This window comes from Mycobacterium sp. 236(2023), assembly GCF_029623955.1.
In the GTDB taxonomy this organism is placed as follows: Bacteria; Actinomycetota; Actinomycetes; order Mycobacteriales; family Mycobacteriaceae; genus Mycobacterium.
Genome location: NZ_JARSBP010000016.1, coordinates 41,947 through 60,032, shown reverse-complemented (window position 1 = coordinate 60,032; position 18,086 = coordinate 41,947). Strand labels below are relative to the sequence as shown.

General features: G+C 64.4%; 15 protein-coding genes and 1 pseudogene. 11 read left to right on the top strand and 5 right to left on the bottom strand.

Annotation, left to right across the window (positions count from 1 at the left end; all coding sequences use genetic code 11):
- Together P9A17_RS32740 and P9A17_RS32735 are read right to left on the bottom strand one after the other, a co-directional pair.
- Nucleotides 1-398: pseudogene (locus tag P9A17_RS32740) on the bottom strand (pyridoxal 5'-phosphate synthase lyase subunit PdxS); the annotation flags it as partial.
- A 19-nt stretch (nt 399-417) separates the two neighbouring features.
- Nucleotides 418-1,590, bottom strand: coding sequence for a glycerate kinase (locus P9A17_RS32735; RefSeq protein WP_278042978.1), 1,173 nt, complete (start codon nt 1,588-1,590; stop codon nt 418-420).
- On the opposite strand from P9A17_RS32735, the gene P9A17_RS32730 reads away from it, so the two are divergent.
- The 4 genes from P9A17_RS32730 to gcl are packed head-to-tail and all read left to right on the top strand — an operon-like array spanning nt 1,589 to nt 5,413.
- The gene (locus P9A17_RS32730) at nt 1,589-1,855 is read left to right on the top strand and encodes a hypothetical protein (protein WP_278042977.1); all 267 of its coding nucleotides are present in this window, start codon (nt 1,589-1,591) and stop codon (nt 1,853-1,855) included. The genes P9A17_RS32735 and P9A17_RS32730 overlap by 2 nt on opposite strands.
- Nucleotides 1,831-2,664 carry a TIM barrel protein gene (locus P9A17_RS32725; RefSeq protein WP_278042976.1) on the top strand — a complete coding sequence of 278 codons (834 nt, stop codon included), beginning with the start codon at nt 1,831-1,833 and terminating at the stop codon, nt 2,662-2,664. The genes P9A17_RS32730 and P9A17_RS32725 overlap by 25 nt, the downstream gene beginning before the upstream one ends.
- Before the next feature lie 33 nt (nt 2,665-2,697).
- Complete coding sequence (locus P9A17_RS32720; protein WP_278042975.1) at nt 2,698-3,582, top strand: 2-hydroxy-3-oxopropionate reductase; 885 nt, start codon at nt 2,698-2,700, stop codon at nt 3,580-3,582.
- A 31-nt stretch (nt 3,583-3,613) separates the two neighbouring features.
- Nucleotides 3,614-5,413, top strand: coding sequence for a glyoxylate carboligase (gene gcl / locus P9A17_RS32715; protein ID WP_278042974.1), 1,800 nt, complete (start codon nt 3,614-3,616; stop codon nt 5,411-5,413).
- Nucleotides 5,414-5,481: 68 nt separating this feature from the next.
- On the opposite strand, the gene P9A17_RS32710 is transcribed toward gcl, so the two are convergent.
- Both P9A17_RS32710 and P9A17_RS32705 read right to left on the bottom strand, forming a co-directional pair.
- Nucleotides 5,482-6,246, bottom strand: coding sequence for an IclR family transcriptional regulator (locus P9A17_RS32710; protein WP_278042972.1), 765 nt, complete (start codon nt 6,244-6,246; stop codon nt 5,482-5,484).
- A 160-nt stretch (nt 6,247-6,406) separates the two neighbouring features.
- Nucleotides 6,407-7,825: an SLC13 family permease gene (locus tag P9A17_RS32705; RefSeq protein WP_278042971.1), complete on the bottom strand. Its 1,419-nt coding sequence runs from the start codon at nt 7,823-7,825 to the stop codon at nt 6,407-6,409.
- A 266-nt stretch (nt 7,826-8,091) separates the two neighbouring features.
- Between P9A17_RS32705 and P9A17_RS32700 the strand changes: the two genes are divergently transcribed.
- From P9A17_RS32700 to P9A17_RS32690, 3 genes are read left to right on the top strand one after another with little or no spacing between them, the layout of a single operon-like run.
- Nucleotides 8,092-9,243, top strand: coding sequence for an aminotransferase class V-fold PLP-dependent enzyme (locus P9A17_RS32700; RefSeq protein ID WP_278042970.1), 1,152 nt, complete (start codon nt 8,092-8,094; stop codon nt 9,241-9,243).
- 24 nt (nt 9,244-9,267) lie between these two features.
- Complete coding sequence (locus P9A17_RS32695; RefSeq protein WP_278042969.1) at nt 9,268-12,240, top strand: FAD-binding and (Fe-S)-binding domain-containing protein; 2,973 nt, start codon at nt 9,268-9,270, stop codon at nt 12,238-12,240.
- On the top strand, nt 12,218-12,994 hold the full coding sequence (locus P9A17_RS32690) for a fumarylacetoacetate hydrolase family protein (protein WP_278042968.1): 777 nt from the start codon (nt 12,218-12,220) through the stop codon (nt 12,992-12,994). Before P9A17_RS32695 ends, P9A17_RS32690 begins: the two co-directional genes overlap by 23 nt.
- Nucleotides 12,995-13,236: 242 nt before the next feature.
- Here P9A17_RS32690 and P9A17_RS32685 read toward each other — a convergent pair whose 3' ends face one another.
- Entirely contained in the window at nt 13,237-14,274 is a 1,038-nt protein-coding gene (locus P9A17_RS32685; protein ID WP_278042967.1) for a GntG family PLP-dependent aldolase, read from the bottom strand.
- A gap of 216 nt (nt 14,275-14,490) precedes the next feature.
- Here P9A17_RS32685 and P9A17_RS32680 point away from each other — a divergent pair, with 216 nt between their 5' ends.
- From P9A17_RS32680 to P9A17_RS32665, 4 genes are all read left to right on the top strand, one after another.
- Nucleotides 14,491-15,339, top strand: coding sequence for a class I SAM-dependent methyltransferase (locus P9A17_RS32680; RefSeq protein WP_347403872.1), 849 nt, complete (start codon nt 14,491-14,493; stop codon nt 15,337-15,339).
- Nucleotides 15,340-15,609: 270 nt separating this feature from the next.
- Complete coding sequence (locus tag P9A17_RS32675) at nt 15,610-16,707, top strand: pyridoxal phosphate-dependent aminotransferase (protein WP_278042965.1); 1,098 nt, start codon at nt 15,610-15,612, stop codon at nt 16,705-16,707.
- 333 nt (nt 16,708-17,040) lie between these two features.
- Nucleotides 17,041-17,622, top strand: a complete 582-nt coding sequence (locus P9A17_RS32670) for a hypothetical protein (protein WP_278042964.1) — start codon at nt 17,041-17,043, stop codon at nt 17,620-17,622.
- A 307-nt stretch (nt 17,623-17,929) separates the two neighbouring features.
- Nucleotides 17,930-18,085: a hypothetical protein gene (locus P9A17_RS32665; RefSeq protein ID WP_278042963.1), complete on the top strand. Its 156-nt coding sequence runs from the start codon at nt 17,930-17,932 to the stop codon at nt 18,083-18,085.
- Nucleotide 18,086 lies beyond the last annotated feature (1 nt).

Sequence of the window (18,086 nt, the reverse complement as noted above, 5' to 3'; positions counted from 1 at the left end):
GTGGCACCGCACACGAACGGAACGGTGAACTTCCACTTGTCGATGTGGTTGGCGTAGTCGGCGGGTGTGAGCACCTCGGACTCGTCGACGTAGTCCACTCCGAGGCTCTGCAGGATCTGTGCCTCCACGAAGTGGCCGATGCGGGCCTTGGCCATGACCGGGATCGTGACGGCGTCGATGATGCCCTCGATCATGTCGGGGTCGCTCATCCGCGACACCCCGCTCTGAGCCCGGATGTCGGCGGGTACGCGCTCGAGCGCCATCACCGCGACGGCGCCTGCACCCTCGGCGATACGGGCCTGTTCCGGCGTGACGACATCCATGATGACGCCACCCTTGAGCATTTCAGCCATACCGCGCTTCACCTTCGTCGTCCCGGCGAGAATCGAGTGCTCCATGATGCGCCTCCTCAACGGTCTATCCGACGGCCGGATTTTCACGAACTGGTGAAGTATGTTGCGCGAGAATGTATTCAGCGGCTTCTCCTGCGGCGACCTCGATGAGTTCGGCGGCACGAGCCATGGACTGCTGCGGGTCAGATTCGAGATCGGTGAGAGCGTAGATCGCCGCGAACGGGGACTGCGCCCGCTGTCGCGGGCTCAGGCGAGAAGTACCGGCGATGACCAAAGACGGAACCTGCCAGCGGCGGGCGCGCACGCTCACGCCGACCGGGGCCTTACCGCGCAGAGACTGCGCATCCAGTGACCCTTCGCCGGTGATCACCGCCGCCGCGCCGTGAAGATGCTCATCGATCCCCACGAGATCCAGCACGACATCGATGCCCGGGCGCACGGTCATGTCGAGGGCTGCCAACCCAGCGAACCCCACGCCACCGGCTGCGCCTGCTCCGCAAGCCTGCCGGTGATCGACACCGAGGTGGCGGGCCATCACGTCTGCCCAGTGAAGGAGACCGGCATCGAGCACCGCGACGTCGCAGGGGCCGGCGCCCTTCTGGGGTCCGTAAACGACAGCAGCGCCCTGCGCGCCACACAGCGGGTTATCGACATCGGTGGCGATCACGAGTTTGGCGCCGCGCAGCCCTGGGTGCAGGCCAGTGAGGTCCAACGCGGCGATGTCACCCAAAGTAGCGCCACTGCCGTCGATCTCGTGGCCGTCAGCGTCAAGGAGCGCGGCGCCCAGCCCCTGGAGAAAACCTGCGCCGCCGTCGGTCGACGCGCTTCCGCCGACGCCCACGATAATGTGGCGGCAACCGTCGTCGAGAGCCCGGGCGACCACGATGCCCAGCCCACGACTGCTCGACGCTAGAGGCTGCGGGGTGCCAGCGGGCAGGCGTCCCAGCCCGCATGCGTCAGCCATCTCAACGACGGCCGTGTCCTGCCGGCGCGCATAGGCGCTGCTCACCGGGCGGCCCGTCGGACCCACCGTGGCCACCTCCACGCACCCAAAACCGGCCGCTATCGCGGCGTCCAGCGTTCCCTCGCCGCCGTCGGCGATCGGGCAATGCACGGTAGTGAGCCGATGAGAGGCGGTCTGAGTAATTCCGTGTGCCATCGCGGCGGCCACTTCGGCGGCGGAGAGGGATCCCTTGAACTTGTCCGGGGCAAGGACGACGACGGGCAACGCTGGCATGGAGGTCTCCTTCATCGTCGGCGCCGATGTCCCGGCGACAACGCCGCGCACCCTGCCCGAGACTGGCACATCCCGTACTAAAATTCCACAAAGCGGATTAATTATTTCTTTCTTCGGATTTTTCGGTCCCGACATCTTGACATCCCACGGGACGCGGGCGTTGACTATCGTCAATGCGGAATTTTACTTCCGCATTCCGGAAACACGTGGGGAACTGCCTGCCGAAGGAGGCGCGACGCGATGTCATCAGCGATTTACACGGTGAACTGTTCGATCCTGCTCACCGAGTTCGACCTGCTCGAGCGTCCCGCCGCCGCGCGGGCCGCGGGTTTCGATGCAGTCGAATTCTGGTGGCCTTTCACCGAGGCGCTACCCACAGATCGCGAGGTGGAGGCCTTTGCCCGGGCGATCGAAGACGCGGGAGTGCACCTCACGGGCCTCAACTTCGCCGCCGGCGACATGCCCGCCGGGGACCGGGGCATCCTGTCAGATCCCGACCGCAGCAGCGAGTTTCGCGACAGCGTCGACGTGGCTGTCGCCATCGCCACCCGCTTGGGCACCAAGGCATTCAACGCGCTCTACGGCAATCGCCGAGACGACGTCAGTGCTGCTGCACAGGATGCCGCCGCAGTCGAGAACCTCGCCTACGCCGCACGTGCCGTGCATCCCCTTGGCGCGGTGGTGCTTGTCGAGCCGGTCAGCGGCGCGCAACGGTATCCACTGAAAGTGGCGCGCGACGCAGTCGAGGTCATCGATCGCGTAGTGCGCGAAACGGACCAGAACGCAACCAATTTGCGCCTACTCGCGGACCTCTACCACCTCAGCGTCAACGGTGACGACGTCGCCGCCGCCTTAGACCGCTACGCCGAGCGCATCGGCCACGTACAAATCGCCGACGCGCCAGGTCGTGGAGAACCCGGCACCGGCTCCCTACCGCTGGAGCAATTCCTGAATCAGTTGTCGGGTAATGGCTACCGCGGCTACGTCGGACTCGAATACAAGGCAAGTCAACCCGACACGTTCGCCTGGCTGCCCCGCCCCGAGCGGGCAGCCACCTCTCGCGCCAACCACTGACCAGCTACGACTGTCGAAGGACCACCAAACATCATGAGCACCATCGCATTCATCGGCCTCGGCATCATGGGCAGCCCCATGGCTGTGCATCTGGTCAACGCCGGCCACTCGGTCACAGGATTTAACCGTTCGCCCCACCGCAGCGCTGATCTGGTGGCGGCGGGAGGCACAGCCGCGGACTCTATCGCCAAGGCCGTCGCCGGCGCCGACATCGTCGCGGTCATGGTTCCGGACTCACCGGACGTCCACGACGTACTCACCGGCCACGACGGCGTTTTCGACAGCGCGGCGCCCGGCACGCTCATCATCGACTTCTCCAGCATTCGTCCCGACGTCAGCCGGGACCTGGCCGAGCAGGCCGCCGCCCGCGGCATGCGGCTGATCGACGCCCCGGTCTCCGGAGGAGAGGCGGGGGCGAAAAACGCCGCACTGTCGATCATGGTGGGTGGCGCGAGCCACGATGTGGCCGACGCGATGCCCATCCTGGAGGCGGTCGGCAAGACCATCGTCCACGTCGGGCCCAACGGCGCCGGGCAAACCGTGAAAGCCGCCAATCAACTCATCGTGGCCGGAAACATCGGACTGCTCGCCGAGGCCCTGATCTTCCTCCAGGCCTACGGCGTCGACACAGCAGCGGCAGTAACAGTGCTAGGGGGTGGCCTGGCCGGCTCGGCAGTCCTCAACCAAAAAGCCGAGAAGATGCTGGCGCGGACCTTCGATCCGGGGTTTCGCATCGCGCTGCACCACAAAGACATGGGCATTGTCACCAGCGCCGCCCGCGAGGCCGGGGTGGTCATCCCTCTGGGCTCCGCGGTGGCCGAACTGATGGCCTCAGCGATTGCCAACGGCGATGGGGCACTGGACCATTCGGGACTGTTCCGCACCATCGCGCGCCTGTCCGGCGCCCTCGATGACTGACCTCCGCCCAGCACAAACCAAGGACTAGATGATGCCTAAGATGCGTGCCGTCGACGCGGCGGTCAAAATTCTCGAACTCGAAGGTGCCACACAGGCTTTCGGCCTGCCAGGAGCGGCGATCAACCCGTTCTACTCGGCCATGCGTGCACACGGCGGCATCCGTCACGTGCTGGCCCGTCACGTCGAGGGCGCCAGCCACATGGCGGAAGGCTACACCCGCGCGCGGGCGGGCAACATCGGTGTGTGCATCGGCACATCGGGCCCCGCGGGAACCGACATGATCACCGGACTGTACTCGGCCAGCGCCGATTCGATACCGATCCTGGCCATCACCGGGCAGGCGCCCACCTCGCGCCTCCATAAGGAAGACTTTCAGGCCGTCGACATCGCCGCCATCGCGGCTCCGGTAACCAAGATGGCCATGACCGTCCTCGAACCCGCACAGGTGCCGGGGGCGTTCGCCCAGGCATTTCACCTGATGCGGTCCGGTCGGCCAGGCCCCGTCCTGCTCGACCTTCCGATCGACGTGCAGCTGGCAGAGATCGACTTCGATCCGGAAACCTATGCGCCGCTACCGGTGTACAAGCCGCGAGCGACTCGCGCCCAAGCCGCCAAAGCGCTCGACCTGCTCGCCGCCTCCCAACGACCTGTGCTGGTGGCCGGCGGCGGCATCGTCAACGCCGATGCCGAAGACCTGTTGGTCGAACTGGCCGAGACCCTGCAAGTGCCCGTCATCTCCACCCTGATGGGCTGGGGAACCATCCCCGACGACCATCGGCTCGCTGCGGGAATGGCTGGACTGCAGACGGCGCACCGCTACGGCAACGCCACGATGCTGGCATCAGACTTCGTGTTGGGCATCGGAAACCGTTGGGCCAACCGGCACACCGGTGGACTCGACACCTACCGGCGAGGCCGAACCTTTGTCCACGTCGACATCGAGCCGACGCAGATCGGTCGGGTGTTCGCGCCGGATTACTCGATCGTCTCCGACGCCCAGGCGGCCCTTGAGCAAATGCTCGCGGTGGCACACGAGCGCCGGGCCGCCGGACGAGTCGCAGATCGCAGTCAGTGGGTCAAGGAATGTCTGCAGCGCAAGCGCAGCATGCACCGCAAGACCGACTACGACGATGTGCCGATCAAGCCCCAACGGGTCTATCAGGAGATGAACGCCGCGTTCGACCGCAACGTGCGCTACGTCAGCGCCATCGGTCTTTCGCAGATTGCCGGCGGTCAGTTCCTCCAGGTGAACCGTCGCAGAGGATGGATCAACTGCGGCCAGGCCGGTCCGCTGGGATGGACGTTGCCAGCCGCGCTCGGTGTAGTCGCCGCCGATCCGACAGCGACGGTGGTGGGCCTATCGGGGGACTATGACTTCCAGTTCCTGATCGAAGAGTTGGCGGTGGGCGCGCAATTCAACCTGCCCTACATTCATGTGGTCGTCAACAATTCCTACCTGGGTTTGATTCGGCAGGCGCAGCGGCAGTTCGAGATGGACTACCACGTGTCGCTGGCGTTCGACAACATCAATGCCCAAGAGCGTGAGGGTGATTCACCCGGCGTGCCGAAGGGTTACGGCGTCGACCATGTGCGCGTGGCCGAAGGCATGGGCTGCAAGGCGGTGCGGGTCACTGAGCCCGGCCTGATCGGGCCCGGCCTTAAGCGCGCACAGGAGTTGGCCAGTGAACACAAGGTGCCTGTGGTCGTCGAAATCATCTTGGAGCGGGTGACGAACATCGCGATGGGTACCGAAATCGACAACGTGACCGAGTTCGAGTCGCTCGCCGAAACACTCGACGAGTCACCGTCGGCGTACGCGCTGTTTGACTGACATGGCCCCGGGGGCAGTCGCTGCAGAGTCAGCGACTGCCCCTGCGCTGATGGCTCTGCTCGGTTGCGCTAGTGCGGCTCGCGCTGAAAGTCGCTGCTGAGTTCCTTGGCCACGCGCTGCAGGATCGGCACGAAGCGCTCGGCGGCCTCTAGCGTCACCCGGCCGGCAGGACCTGAGATAGAGACCGCTGTGACGCTGGGAGCATTAGGTACCGGCACTGCGTAACACCGCACCCCGATCTCTTGTTCGGCTTCGTCGATCGCGTAGCCGCGTTCTCGGCTGCGATGGAGCTCATCGATCATCGCGTCGGCATCGGTGATGGTGTGGTCGGTGGATCGTGGCATTCCGGCGCGGGCCAACACATTTCGCACCGTGGCGTCGGGCATCTGCATGAGAAGGGCTTTCCCGACACCGGTGCAGTGCAGATGCACGCGCCGGCCGACTTCGGTGAACATGCGCATCGAGTGCGCTGACGGGACCTGGGCGACATACACCGCCATGGTCGCGTCCAAAACGGCCATGTTGGCGGTCTCGCCGATCTCCTCGACGAGCTCGGCCAAGTGCGTGCGGGATGAAGTGCCGAATTGTTGGGTTGCGCTCTCACCCAGTCGGATCAGCCGGGGACCGAGGGCGTATCGCCTGCTGGGGAGCTGGCGCACGTAGCCGAGGTTCAACAGGGTCCGGATCAGCCGATGGATGGTCGGCATCGGCAAACCGGTACGTTCGGCGAGTTCACTGACCCCGATGGGTCCGCTCACCGAACCCATGATCTCCAGGATCTCGAAGCTACGTTCGATCGACTGGACCCCGCCTGCGCTTGGCGCCTTCGCCATGGGTCTCCCTCGTCTCGCCGATCACACGTGCCTGTTCATCCAGGGTATTCCACCAAACGGAAAAGGTACTCCATAACGCTGGGAACGTCGGCGCGGCCTAGCCTGACGCCGAAGCCCCGCGCAGCATCGCTGACGCGGGGCTTCTGAGCATGCGAGCGGATCAGCCCCAGCCCGGCAAAATGAAGATCAAGAAGGTCAGGATGGGCGCGATGGCCACCATGGAGAAGCCCCAGATCGTCAGCTGCCGGAAGACCTTGTCGCGTTGCTCCTCGGGCGAATTAGCCACCACCAGCGCACCCGAGGTGGAGAAAGGGCTCGAGTCGACGGTGGACGAGGAGATACACAGGGCGATGATCATGGCGACCGCGCCGATCTGGCCGGAGAGCAGGAAGGGCACGGCCAGCGGGATGAGGGCGCCCAGGATTCCGGTCGTCGAGGCGAACGCCGACACCACAGCCCCGATCAGGCAGATCACGATCGCCGACAGGAGTGGCACGCCGATGCCGGCGACCCCACCGCCGAGCCAGTCGATGGTGCCGATCCGTTCCATCATGGAGACGTAGGTGACGATCCCGCAGATCAGCAGGACGGTGGGCCAGGCGATCTTACCGATGGCGCCCTTGTTGATGTTCGGCGAGAACAGCGACACCACCACCGCCACCAGCAGCGCGGTGAACCCGACGTCCATCCCGAAGAACAGGACTGAGGTCGCCAGTGCGGCAATGCCTACGAGGGTGATCACACGTGCGCGGTCCAACGCAGTGTCGGTCGCAGTGGTGGCGCCACCCAGGACAGGGGTCGTCTGTACCGCGGTGGTGGACGCCCGAGCAAGGCGACCACCGCTCGGACCCTCGGCAACACCGGCTGCCCCGGTTCCGCCGGGCTGCGGGCGGGTCGACCCCGAGGACGCCTCACCCTCGCCGCGCCGGTTGCGCCCCTTGTGCACGATGAGGCCGTCGCCGGTGTCGATCTTGCCGATGAGCTCGCGCCCACCGAACATCACGTAGACGAAAACACTGAGCAGGATGTTGAACAGGGCGGTGCACAGGAACAGCATTCCCGGATTGCTGGGAAGGTTGTTGCGTTCCACGACACCGTTGACAATGCTGCCGAAAATGCTCAGCGGGGAGAACCCGCCTGCGCTGGCACCGTTGATGACCATCAACCCCATCAGCAGCGGCCGGATCTCGTAGCGCTTGGCGAAGCCCATGGCGATCGGCGCGATGATCGCCACCGAGGCGGGCACGACGGCGCCGACGGCGGTCAGCACGCCTGTGACGCCGAACATGACCCACGGAATGAGCGCCACGCGACCGCCGACTGATTTCACAGCTCGGGCCACGATGCAATCGACCGTGCCGTTATCTGAGGCCAGCGCGAAGAGGTACGTAATCCCCACCAGGATCATGAACAGATCCGCGGGGAAGCCCCCCAAGATCGTGTCGACGTCTTCGCCGAGGACCAGCGTTCCCAACGCGTATGCCGCGACGAGGGCGAGCGCGCCCATATGGATGGGCAAGACGGTGGCGATGAAGAAGACCGCCGCCAGCACAAGGATGGATATCAGTTCATGTGACACGAGCCCGTCCTGTCGATCGAGTCGATTCCGTATAGCGGAAGTATTGTTCCGTGTTTAGAAGGTCGCACAGTGCGCTGCATCTCGTCAAGAGTTTGACGTGATCTGCCGCACATTGGCAGGGGCGGGCATCCCTTGGCCACAACCGACCCGCGCTGAGACCTAGACGAGCGGGGTGACGGTGTCTATTATTCGGATTGCGACAGTTTTCTTCCGCAATGTGAAAAAATGGCGTAGATCGTCGCCAGTCAACCACCGAAAGGACCACCATGGGTCGCCACTTCCTGCAAATTCCCGGGCCGACGAATTGCCCTGATGAGGTTCTGCGCGCCATGTCGGCCGCCACGATCGACCACCGCGGACCCGAATTCGCGGTCCTCGGCAAGCGGCTCCTGGAAGCCATCAAGCCGGTCTTCGGCACGACCAATCCCGTCGTCATCTACGGGGCATCAGGCACCGGCGCCTGGGAAGCCGCACTGGTGAACACTTTAAGTCCCGGCGATAAGGTGCTGTGCTTCGAAACGGGACACTTCGCGACCCTGTGGCGCGAGATGGCCGAGGCTCTCGGCCTCGTCGTCGACTTCGTTCCCGGGGACTGGCGCCACGGTGTGAATCCAGAAACGGTGGCCGAGAAGCTATCCGCCGATCAAGGCCATCAGATCAAGGCCGTCTGTTGCGTGCACAACGAAACCTCCACCGGCGTGACCAGCCGCATCGGAGAGGTGCGCGCCGCGATCGACGAGGCCGACCACCCTGCCCTGCTGCTTGTCGACACCATCTCCTCGCTGGGTTCTATCGACTATCGCCACGACGAATGGAAGGTCGACGTCACGGTGTCGGGCTCGCAGAAGGGACTGATGTTGCCGCCCGGATTGAGCTTCAACGCCGTCTCGGACAAGGCATTGGAGGCGCATAAGACCTCCACACTGACGAAGTCCTACTGGGACTGGACCCCCATCCTGGCCGCGAACGAGAACGGCTTTTGGCCCTACACGCCGGCTACCAACCTGCTCTACGGCCTCGACGTGGCACTGGACATGCTTTACCAAGAGGGGCTGGACAACGTCTTCGCACGGCATCAGCGCCACGCCGCAGCGACGCGGGCGGCGGTGCGCGCCTGGGGGCTGGAGGTGCTCTGCCTCGATGAACGTGAATACTCGGGCTCGCTCACTGCCGTGCTGGTGCCCGAAGGGGTCAACGCCGACACCATCCGGTCGATCATCCTGGACCGCTACGACATGTCCTTGGGCACGGGGTTGACCAAGCTGGCGGGGCGGGTTTTCCGTATCGGCCACCTCGGCTACTTCAACGACCTCACCCTCGTCGGCACGCTTGGCGGCGTCCAGATGGGTCTCAATCTGGCCGGCGTGCCGATCAAGCAGGACGGAATCCTGGCCGCCCTGGAACTCCTCGAGCGATAGCACTCACGGGAACGAGAACACACCATGACCATCAACGAGGCGCGGTCCGACGTGACAGCGATCCCTGACGGGCTCATCGAGGAGCTCGGCGCAGCCTTGGAAGGGGAGGTGGCCGCCGACGACTACTCACGCCACCTCTTCTCCCGCGACGCCAGCATGTACTCCATCGCACCGGTCTGCGTGGTGTTCCCCCGACACGCCGCCGATGTCGCAGCCACCGTACGCATCGCGGCAACGCGAGGGCTCACGGTGACCCCTCGCGGTGCGGCCACGAGCCTCGCCGGTCAGACCATTGGAGCGGGCATCATCGTGGACTGCTCCCGGCATATGCGAAAGATCCTGCACATCGATCCCGACCGTCGCATCGCACGGGTGCAGGTCGGGGTCGTGCAGGACGACCTCAACAAGGCAGCGGCACCACACGGCTTGATGTTCGGGCCCGACACCTCGACCAGTAACCGCGCCACCATCGGCGGCATGCTCGGCAATAACTCGGCCGGCAGCGGCTCCCTGCGCTTCGGCATGACCATCGATCACATCCGCTCGATGGAGGTTGTGCTCTCCGATGGCTCCACGGCCACATTCGCCCCCGTCGACGACCTTGAACGGCACCGCCGCGCCAGCCGGCCAACCCTGGAAGGCGCGTTGTACCGCGAGCTTCCCATCATCGTGGAGAAGAACGCGGAGGCGATCGCGACGGGCTTTCCTCCGTTCTGGCGCCGAGCCTGCGGATACCGCCTGGACCGCATCGCCGATCAGGCCACCCCGTTCGACCTGGCCAAGTTCGTCGTCGGAAGTGAAGGCACCCTATGCATCGCGACCGAGGTTGAAGTCGACCTGGTTCCCAAACCTGCGTTCACCGTGTACGCCGTCGGACATTTCGAGACCACCCAGAAAGCGATCGAGGCGACCACCGATGCCTTGTCGTGCGAGCCCGCGCAGGTCGAGCTGATGGACAAGACCATCTTGGACCTGTCGCGGCAGAAGATCGAGTACGCGGGCCTCGGCAACGTTCTCGTCGGCGATCCGGCTGCTCTGCTGTTCGTGTCCTTCGCCGGTGACGACGAGGCAGCGTTGCTCCAGGCCCTCGATGGGTTGATCGATCTGTGGGAGCGTCACGGCCACGGCTATCACACACTCAGGCTGGTAACCGCTGCGCAGCAGAAGGATCTGCTGAAGGTGCGCAAGTCCAGTCTGGGATTGTTGATGGCGGCCAGTGAGGGCGCCAACCGCCCGCTGGCCTTTGTGGAGGACACCGCCGTGCCCCCCGAAGTGCTGGCCGAGTACACCGCCCGCTTCGCCGAGATCCTCGACGAGTACGACATGAATGCCGGCTTCTACGGGCACTGTTCGGTGGGTTGCTTGCACATCCGGCCCTTCGTCGACCTGACCAAACCCGACGAGATCGTGCGGATGCGGGCGGTGGCTGAGCGGATCAAGGATCTGGTCACCGAGTTCGGTGGAGTCAACTCCAGCGAGCACGGCGACGGGCTGGCCCGAAGTGAGTTCAACCGCGAAATTTTCGGCGACGAACTCTATGAAGCCATGCGTGACGTCAAACAGCTCTTCGACCCCCAGCAACGGATGAACCCGGGCAAGATCGTCGATGCGCCGCCGATGACGGAGAATCTGCGCGATGCCAACCTTCCTCCTGCGGGTCTGCTCAACACGCGGCTGGACTTCACCGTGCTCGGCGGGATGAGGGGGGCCGCCGACCGTTGTATGAACATCGGGTTGTGCCGCAAGAGCACTACCGGGGCCATGTGCCCGTCCTACATCGCGACCCGCGAAGAGGAACACGCCACCCGCGGGCGGGCCAACGCATTGGTCAAGGCGCTCTCCGAACCCGACCCCAAGGCCGCGCTGGGCGACGAGCGTCTGCACGACATCCTCGACCTCTGCCTGATGTGCAAGGCGTGTAAGGCCGAATGCCCGCTGGGTGTTGACATGGCCAAGCTCAAGAGCGAAACCCTCTCGCACTACCACGATCTGCACGGAGTGCCGCTGCGATCGAGGGTCTTCGGATCTATTCGGACCCTCAACCGGATGGGCTCGGCCCTGGCGCCGCTGACCAACGTCCCGGGGCGAAGCCGGTGGGTTCGCCGGGCGATGCAGAAAACGATCGGCATTGCCGCGCAACGCCCGATGCCGCAGTACAAGTTCGTGAACTTGTTGCGCTGGTACGCACGTACCGGTAAGGCGGCACAACCGGCTGCGAGCGTGGGCTCGGTCAATTTCCTGGCCGACTCCTTCACTTCGTTCACCGAGCCGCACATCGGCCGCGCCGCAATCGAGTTGCTGCAACGGTCGGGGTGGTCGGTGAACCTGGTGAGCAGCGGCTGCTGCGGACGATCGGCGCTGTCCAAAGGACTCGTGGATCAGGCCAAAGCCAAAGCCGCCGCAATGATCGCCGATCTGGCCGATAACACCGCCCACGGGTCGCCGATCGTGGGATGCGAACCGTCTTGCCTGTTCACGCTGCGCGACGAGCATGTCGCGATGATTCCCGACGATCCGAAGGTGCGGGACGTCGCCAGTCGCGTCCGTCAAGTCGAGGAGCTACTGACCGAAGCGATCGACGACGGCCGGTTGGTTCTGGCACCCGATTCGTGGCTCAGCGGGCGAACGATCGCCTACCACGGGCATTGCCATCAGAAGGCCGAGGTCGGTACCGCCGCGACGCTGGCACTGCTACGCAGAATTCCCGGGTGTCAGGTGGAAGAGATCGACGCCGGATGTTGCGGCATGGCCGGGTCATTCGGCTACGAAGCCGAGCACTATGAAATTTCGCTGCAGGTCGGCAAGGATCGTCTCTTCCCGGCGATCGAGGCCGCCGGAGGCGACGCCGTCATCGCGGCCACCGGAACCTCGTGCCGGGAGCAGATCTTCCACGGCACCGCCCGATCGGCGTGGCACCCCGTGGAACTCATCGCCGAAGCACTCGTTTCGGCATCAGAGGACAGGACCCTTCGAAGTGCAGATAATCCGATTCACTGAGAATCCGGCCGCCGCGCCGCGGTGGGGCGTCCTGGTCGGTGACACCGTTCACCAACTCGACGGCCACTGGTCGGATCCCCAGATTGGATCTGCTGTCGCCGCCGTCGACGACGTCGAACTGCGCAGCCCGTGCCAGCCCCAGATGATCGTCTGTGCGGGCGCGAATTACCGGAGCCAGTTGACCGAGCTCGGCCTGGCCGCGCCCAGTCAACCGGTGCTGTTCCTCAAAGGGCTCAACACCATTGCCGGGCCGCACGATGTCATCCGCTATCCGGTAGGACTGAACAGGTTGGAGTACGAAGGGGAACTCGCCGTCGTCATCGGCCGAACCGCCAGTCATGTCAAGGCGTGTGACGCGCTGGCATACGTACTCGGATACACCTGCGCCAACGATGTGACCGCCAGCGACTTCCGCGGTGATGGCCAATGGACGCGCGCCAAAAGCGCAGACACCTTCTGCCCGATGGGGCCGTGGATAGAAACCGACATCGCCGATCCGCAGGCGTTAGGCATCACCACTCAGCTCAATGGACACACGGTTCAACAGTGCGGTACCGACGACATGGTGTTCGGTGTCGCTGAACTCATCGAATGGATAACCCGGTGGATCACCCTGAACCCCGGAGATGTGATCCTGACCGCCAGCCCGGCCGGCGTCGGCCCGATGCAGGTGGGCGACCGCGTCGAGGTGGCCATATCCGGCATCGGGACACTGACCAACATCGTGGACAGCACCGACGTCGCTGTTGCATAGGCGCCGCATTGTTCCCCCATGAGGGAACGCCGCTAGCCCATCTGACCCTTCGGGCGGCACCTCAAAGCGAACCGCGGAGTCATCGCGACTGTCGCACAGCCGAAGCGCGCCGGCGAAATCCCTGGCAACGCAGCAGGACCCGGCAGAATTGTGGCGACTCGGTGACACTGCCGAGATCGATGGCGACGAAATGGTCGGAGCGCGCTAGGGCGTGCCTGCGACAGAGTCATTGAGGTTCTTGGTCATTGGGGCACCTCTTGCGCGACGTGGCGGATGACGCGGGCAGCATCCTCGATGTCGGCGTCCTCGATATCGAGATGTGTCACCGCACGCAACTTCGATGGTGACGGGAGTGCCGACAGCAGCACGCCTTCAGCGCGAAGCCTGTCGAGGAACGATTTCCGGTCCCAGCGCGTCGCAGCGACGTCCACCACGACCACATTGGACTCGACGGCGGCCACATCGACCGCCAGGTCGGAGTCGGCGAGTAGGCCGGCCAGCCGCCGAGCCCGAGCATGGTCATCGGCGAGACGCTCCACATGATGGTCCAACGCATAGATTCCCGCCGCTGCCAGCATGCCGGACTGACGCATCGCTCCACCCAACCGCTGTTTGATCCGCCGCGCCTCGACCTCAACGTCGCGCGGCACGGCAAGCAGGGCCCCCAGTGGGCACCCCAAACCCTTCGATAGGCACACTGTTACCGAATCGAAGCCCTCAGCGACACGGGCTGGGGAGGCGCGCGTGGCCACAGCGGCATTGAGCAACCGTGCTCCGTCCAAATGCATTCGCACACCCAGTGATTGAGACGCCGCGAGAACCTCGTCGAGGCGAGCGAGCGGCCAGACGCGCCCACCAAAGTTGCTGTGGGTGTTCTCCACACAGACCAGTGCCGTGCGAGGCGTCTCAACTGCGCCCGCGGTGACTACACGCGCCAACACTGCAGAGTCAAAAGTGCCGTCAACGCTGTCCACCGCCTGCACCATCAGCCCCGCCAACGCGGCTGGCCCACCAGCCTCACTATGAACAAGATGACTCTGGGCGGGCACCACCACCGCATCACCGGGACGAGACCACAGTTGTAACGCAATCTGATTCGCCATCGTCGCCGAAGGAACAAACACCGCCGACGCCGAACCGACCAATGCCGCGACCCGCTCTTCGAGCGCCCGCGTCGTCGGATCCTCACCTTTCTGCTCATCGCCGACCTCGGCGTGGGCGACCGCCTGGCGCATACCGTCGGTTGGTCGAGTTACCGTATCCGTGCGCAAATCGATCACAACGCCACTCCGATGAACAGCAAGGGCAGTGCTGCACCCGCCGACTGATAGACCCGCTCAGCATAGCCGAGCGGGAAGCACCGGCGGCGCATCTAGGGCCCAGAACGCCCTTCGCCCGAAGATGGCCCTACGCAAGGGCTTTAACTGTATTCTGGGTACCGAAAAGCTGATGTCTGATACGCCTAGCCGCTCCTGCGCACGGGCAGTCCACCGAGGATGCGGTGTCGGTGCCAAGACTTATCGGGATCTGCCCCAAAGGGCGCCTCCGAAAGGATACTTTTGGGCAGAATGAGTGGGATGACACGCGACCACAATGATCGGATTCGCGACCAATTCCGGCGCCAAGCAACAACGTTCGATGCGACTGGATTCGCGATTGACGGGCTCGACTGGATCACCGGCCACATCGCACCGCAAACCCACGATGTCGCGCTGGACGTGGCCGCCGGTGCCGGTCACCTCGGACGAGCACTCGCACCACACGTGGCCCACGTCGTGTGCCTTGACCTGACCCCTGAAATGCTGCACCAAGGCCAGCGGCTCGCAGACGGAGAACGGCTGCGAAACATCACCTTTCAACAGGGCGACGCTGGCGCGTTGCCCTGGATAGACCGCCAATTCGACCTCGTTGTGTGCCGCCTGGCCGCGCATCAAGTCCGAGACCCTGAGTTGATGATCCACGAAATGGTCCGAGTAGCACGCACCGGAGGCACCGTCGTCGTGGCCGACATGGTCGTCGCGTCGCCTGACACCGCCGAGGCGACCAACCGACTCGAACGCTTACGTGACCCCAGCCACCACCGCACCCTCGATCAGCGAGAGATCGAAGCCATGCTGATCGCTGCCGGCGCCACGGTTCGGCGATGCGAAACCGCCGAGATCGCTGTTGATCTCAGCGATTGGCTGCAACGCACTCAGACCCCGCCGGATGCGCGCGCCGCCATCGTGTCCCGATTAGAAGAAGACATCAAGGGTGGCCGCAGTACCGGCATGCACCCCAGACGCCGGGCAGACGGTGCATTCGAATTCACCCATCCCTGGGTGACAGTAATCGCCGAACGTTGAAGTGCTGTGGGTCGATGCACGCACGAAGTCGCGACTCGACGCAGCGACTCCGGTCACGACAACGCCTCGACTCGCGCGAAATTCACTACGGCAAAAGATCGTTGGGACGGCCTCATCTCCGACATCTAGCCCCTTACCCCCAAGGAACCTCACATGGGCTCTGCACACGCCGCGCCGAGCGGAATCTCAACGAAGCTGATCGCACTGTCGGAGTCAGCGACGCTCAGGGTTGATGCTCAAGCCAAGGCTCTCCAAGCTGCTGGCCGACCCGTGATCAGCTTCGCAGCCGGTGAGCCGAACTTTCCCACCCCGGACCACGTCGTTCACGCCGCGGCGCGGGCGCTGCACGACGTCGCCAACCATCGCTACACACCCGTGGCCGGGCTTGCCGAACTCCGCGGGGCGATCGCCGACGCGACGTCGCGTGATTGCTCCTGGCGAGTTGATCCTTCGCAGGTGCTCGTCACCAATGGCGGCAAACAGGCCGTTTTCCAGGCCTTTCAGACCGTGCTCAATCGCGGCGACGAAGTCTTGCTCCCGACGCCATACTGGACCACTTATCCCGAGGCGATCCGGCTCGCCGAGGGCGTTCCGGTCGAAGTGTTCGCCGGGGCCGACCAGGATTACAAGGTCACAGTCAGCCAACTCGAAGCCGCCCGATCTGCACGGACGACGGCGTTGGTGCTGGTCTCGCCGTCGAATCCGACGGGGATGGTCTACGACACCGGGGAAATGCGGGCAATCGGCGAATGGGCACTGCAGCACGGCATCTGGGTAATTTCCGACGACATCTACCGACGCCTGGTCTACGGCGACCTGCGGGCAGCATCGGTCGTGGAAGAAGTTCCCGACCTCGCGCGACAGACGATCGTGATCAACGGTGTCGCGAAGACGTACGCCATGACCGGATGGCGCGTCGGATGGATGATCGGACCTGCCGACGTCATCAAAGTGGCGACCAACCTGCAGTCGCACCTCACCAGCAACGTCAACAACATCGCTCAGCGCGCTGCGCTCGCGGCCTTGACGGGGCCGCAGCAGCCAGTCGCCGAATTCATCAACACATTCGGCCGGCGACGCCAGCTCATGCTCGACGGGCTCTCGAAGATCGAAGGCTTGACGGTGCCGAGCCCCGACGGCGCGTTCTACATCTACCCAGACGTCCGGGGTTTGCTTGGCCGCCCCTGGGGAGGCCGCCGTGTTTCCACTTCGCTGGATCTGGCCGAGTTGATTCTCGACCGCGCCGAAGTGGCCGCGGTACCCGGCGAGGCCTTCGGGCCGACTGGCTATCTGCGGTTCTCATTCGCAGCCTCGGACCGAGACATCAGCGAAGGCATCGGTCGTCTCCAGCGACTTTTCGCGCCGTGAAATGGCGAGTCCAGACCCTGCCGACACCCAACGCTGCGAAGGCACACCCTGCCCTGGGGAGGTCTCCGCAGGCGGCGTGGGCGCAAACACCATGCCGGTCGGTGTTTGCGTACCATCGGGCGTCTCGCACGCCATCGTTCCCGTCCGTAGCGGTCCTCAGTCAACCGGCTGGCAACGCACGGTTGGTCCGCACGCATTCGACGTGGGCGGCGGTCGTGTGATTTCGGTCGCGATGGCCGTCCACAACTGGCGTCCGAGCAACGCTCGGTGACACCCTGAACACTAGGGTGAACGTGACCCGTTGCCGGTAATCCAACGTGAAGCGAGTGAGCAGTGTCGGTGCGTGCGGGTCGATGGTGGCGTCACATCGCGTCCAACCCGTTGGTACGTGGCACTGACCGGCTCGAAGTGCTGCTGACCGCCGTAGGAGTTGCGGCCGCGCTTGTGGCGACGGTGTTCGCTTTGGGCGTGGGACAGTCCAGTTATGCGACTCAGCTGCAGATTGTCAGAGCCGACGCCTACGACCGACACGCCGTGCAGGCGCAGGTGGTGGACGGCAGCCATGGCGTGGCGGCTGATTCCGATGCGCCGCAGAAAGTTCGTGTGGAATGGCTCGACGGCGCACAGCAGCGCTTTGCCGAGGTCATGAGTCCGGGCACCGTTACACGCGGCGCAGCGATGACCGTATGGCTCGACGATGCGGGGTCTGTCGTGGACCGACCACGGACGGCGCAAGATGCGAAGCTCTTCGCCGCGGGCACCGCGTTTGTGGTTTGGCTGGTTTCGATGGCTTTCGTGGCGCTGCTGATCGTTCTTGGTCGCCGACTCCTCAACATCTGCCGGATGCGCGCTTGGGAGCGCGAATTGCTGCTGTTCGCTCACAACGACGACGGTTGGGCTAATCGACATTCCTGAACAGTCGGGTCCCGGCCCCGTAGCACCGCCACAGTGGCGGCGTCGCCTCCGCGACGCGACTGACGGTGCACGGCGGCTTTCCTACGTCTGGGCGGTGAGCAAAGAGCGGCAGTGGCGGGATCGGCCCGTGTCCGGAGAGGGCGGCGCTGCCGAAGTGAAGTTTCGATCGGAGGCTCTTGCAGGGGCAAAGCCGTGTCGCCGACTCACCCGTGTCAAGGGCCCGCTAGAGTGCGTCTCAGAGTTTCGGCAAAGTCGCATCGTGTAGCATCCAAGTGATTGCCGAGGTACGGCGGAAGAGGGACAACACATGGCGAAGATCGCGAAAGTGGCGGCGAAGACCGGCACGATTGCTGCATCGCCGTCAAAGCGTGCCGGCGGCAAGAAGTATGTGATCCTGTCAGGGAAGGTCGACGTCACCCGAGTGCCGCAGGCCAGCAAGCTTAGGGCAGCCGGACCGAAGTAGC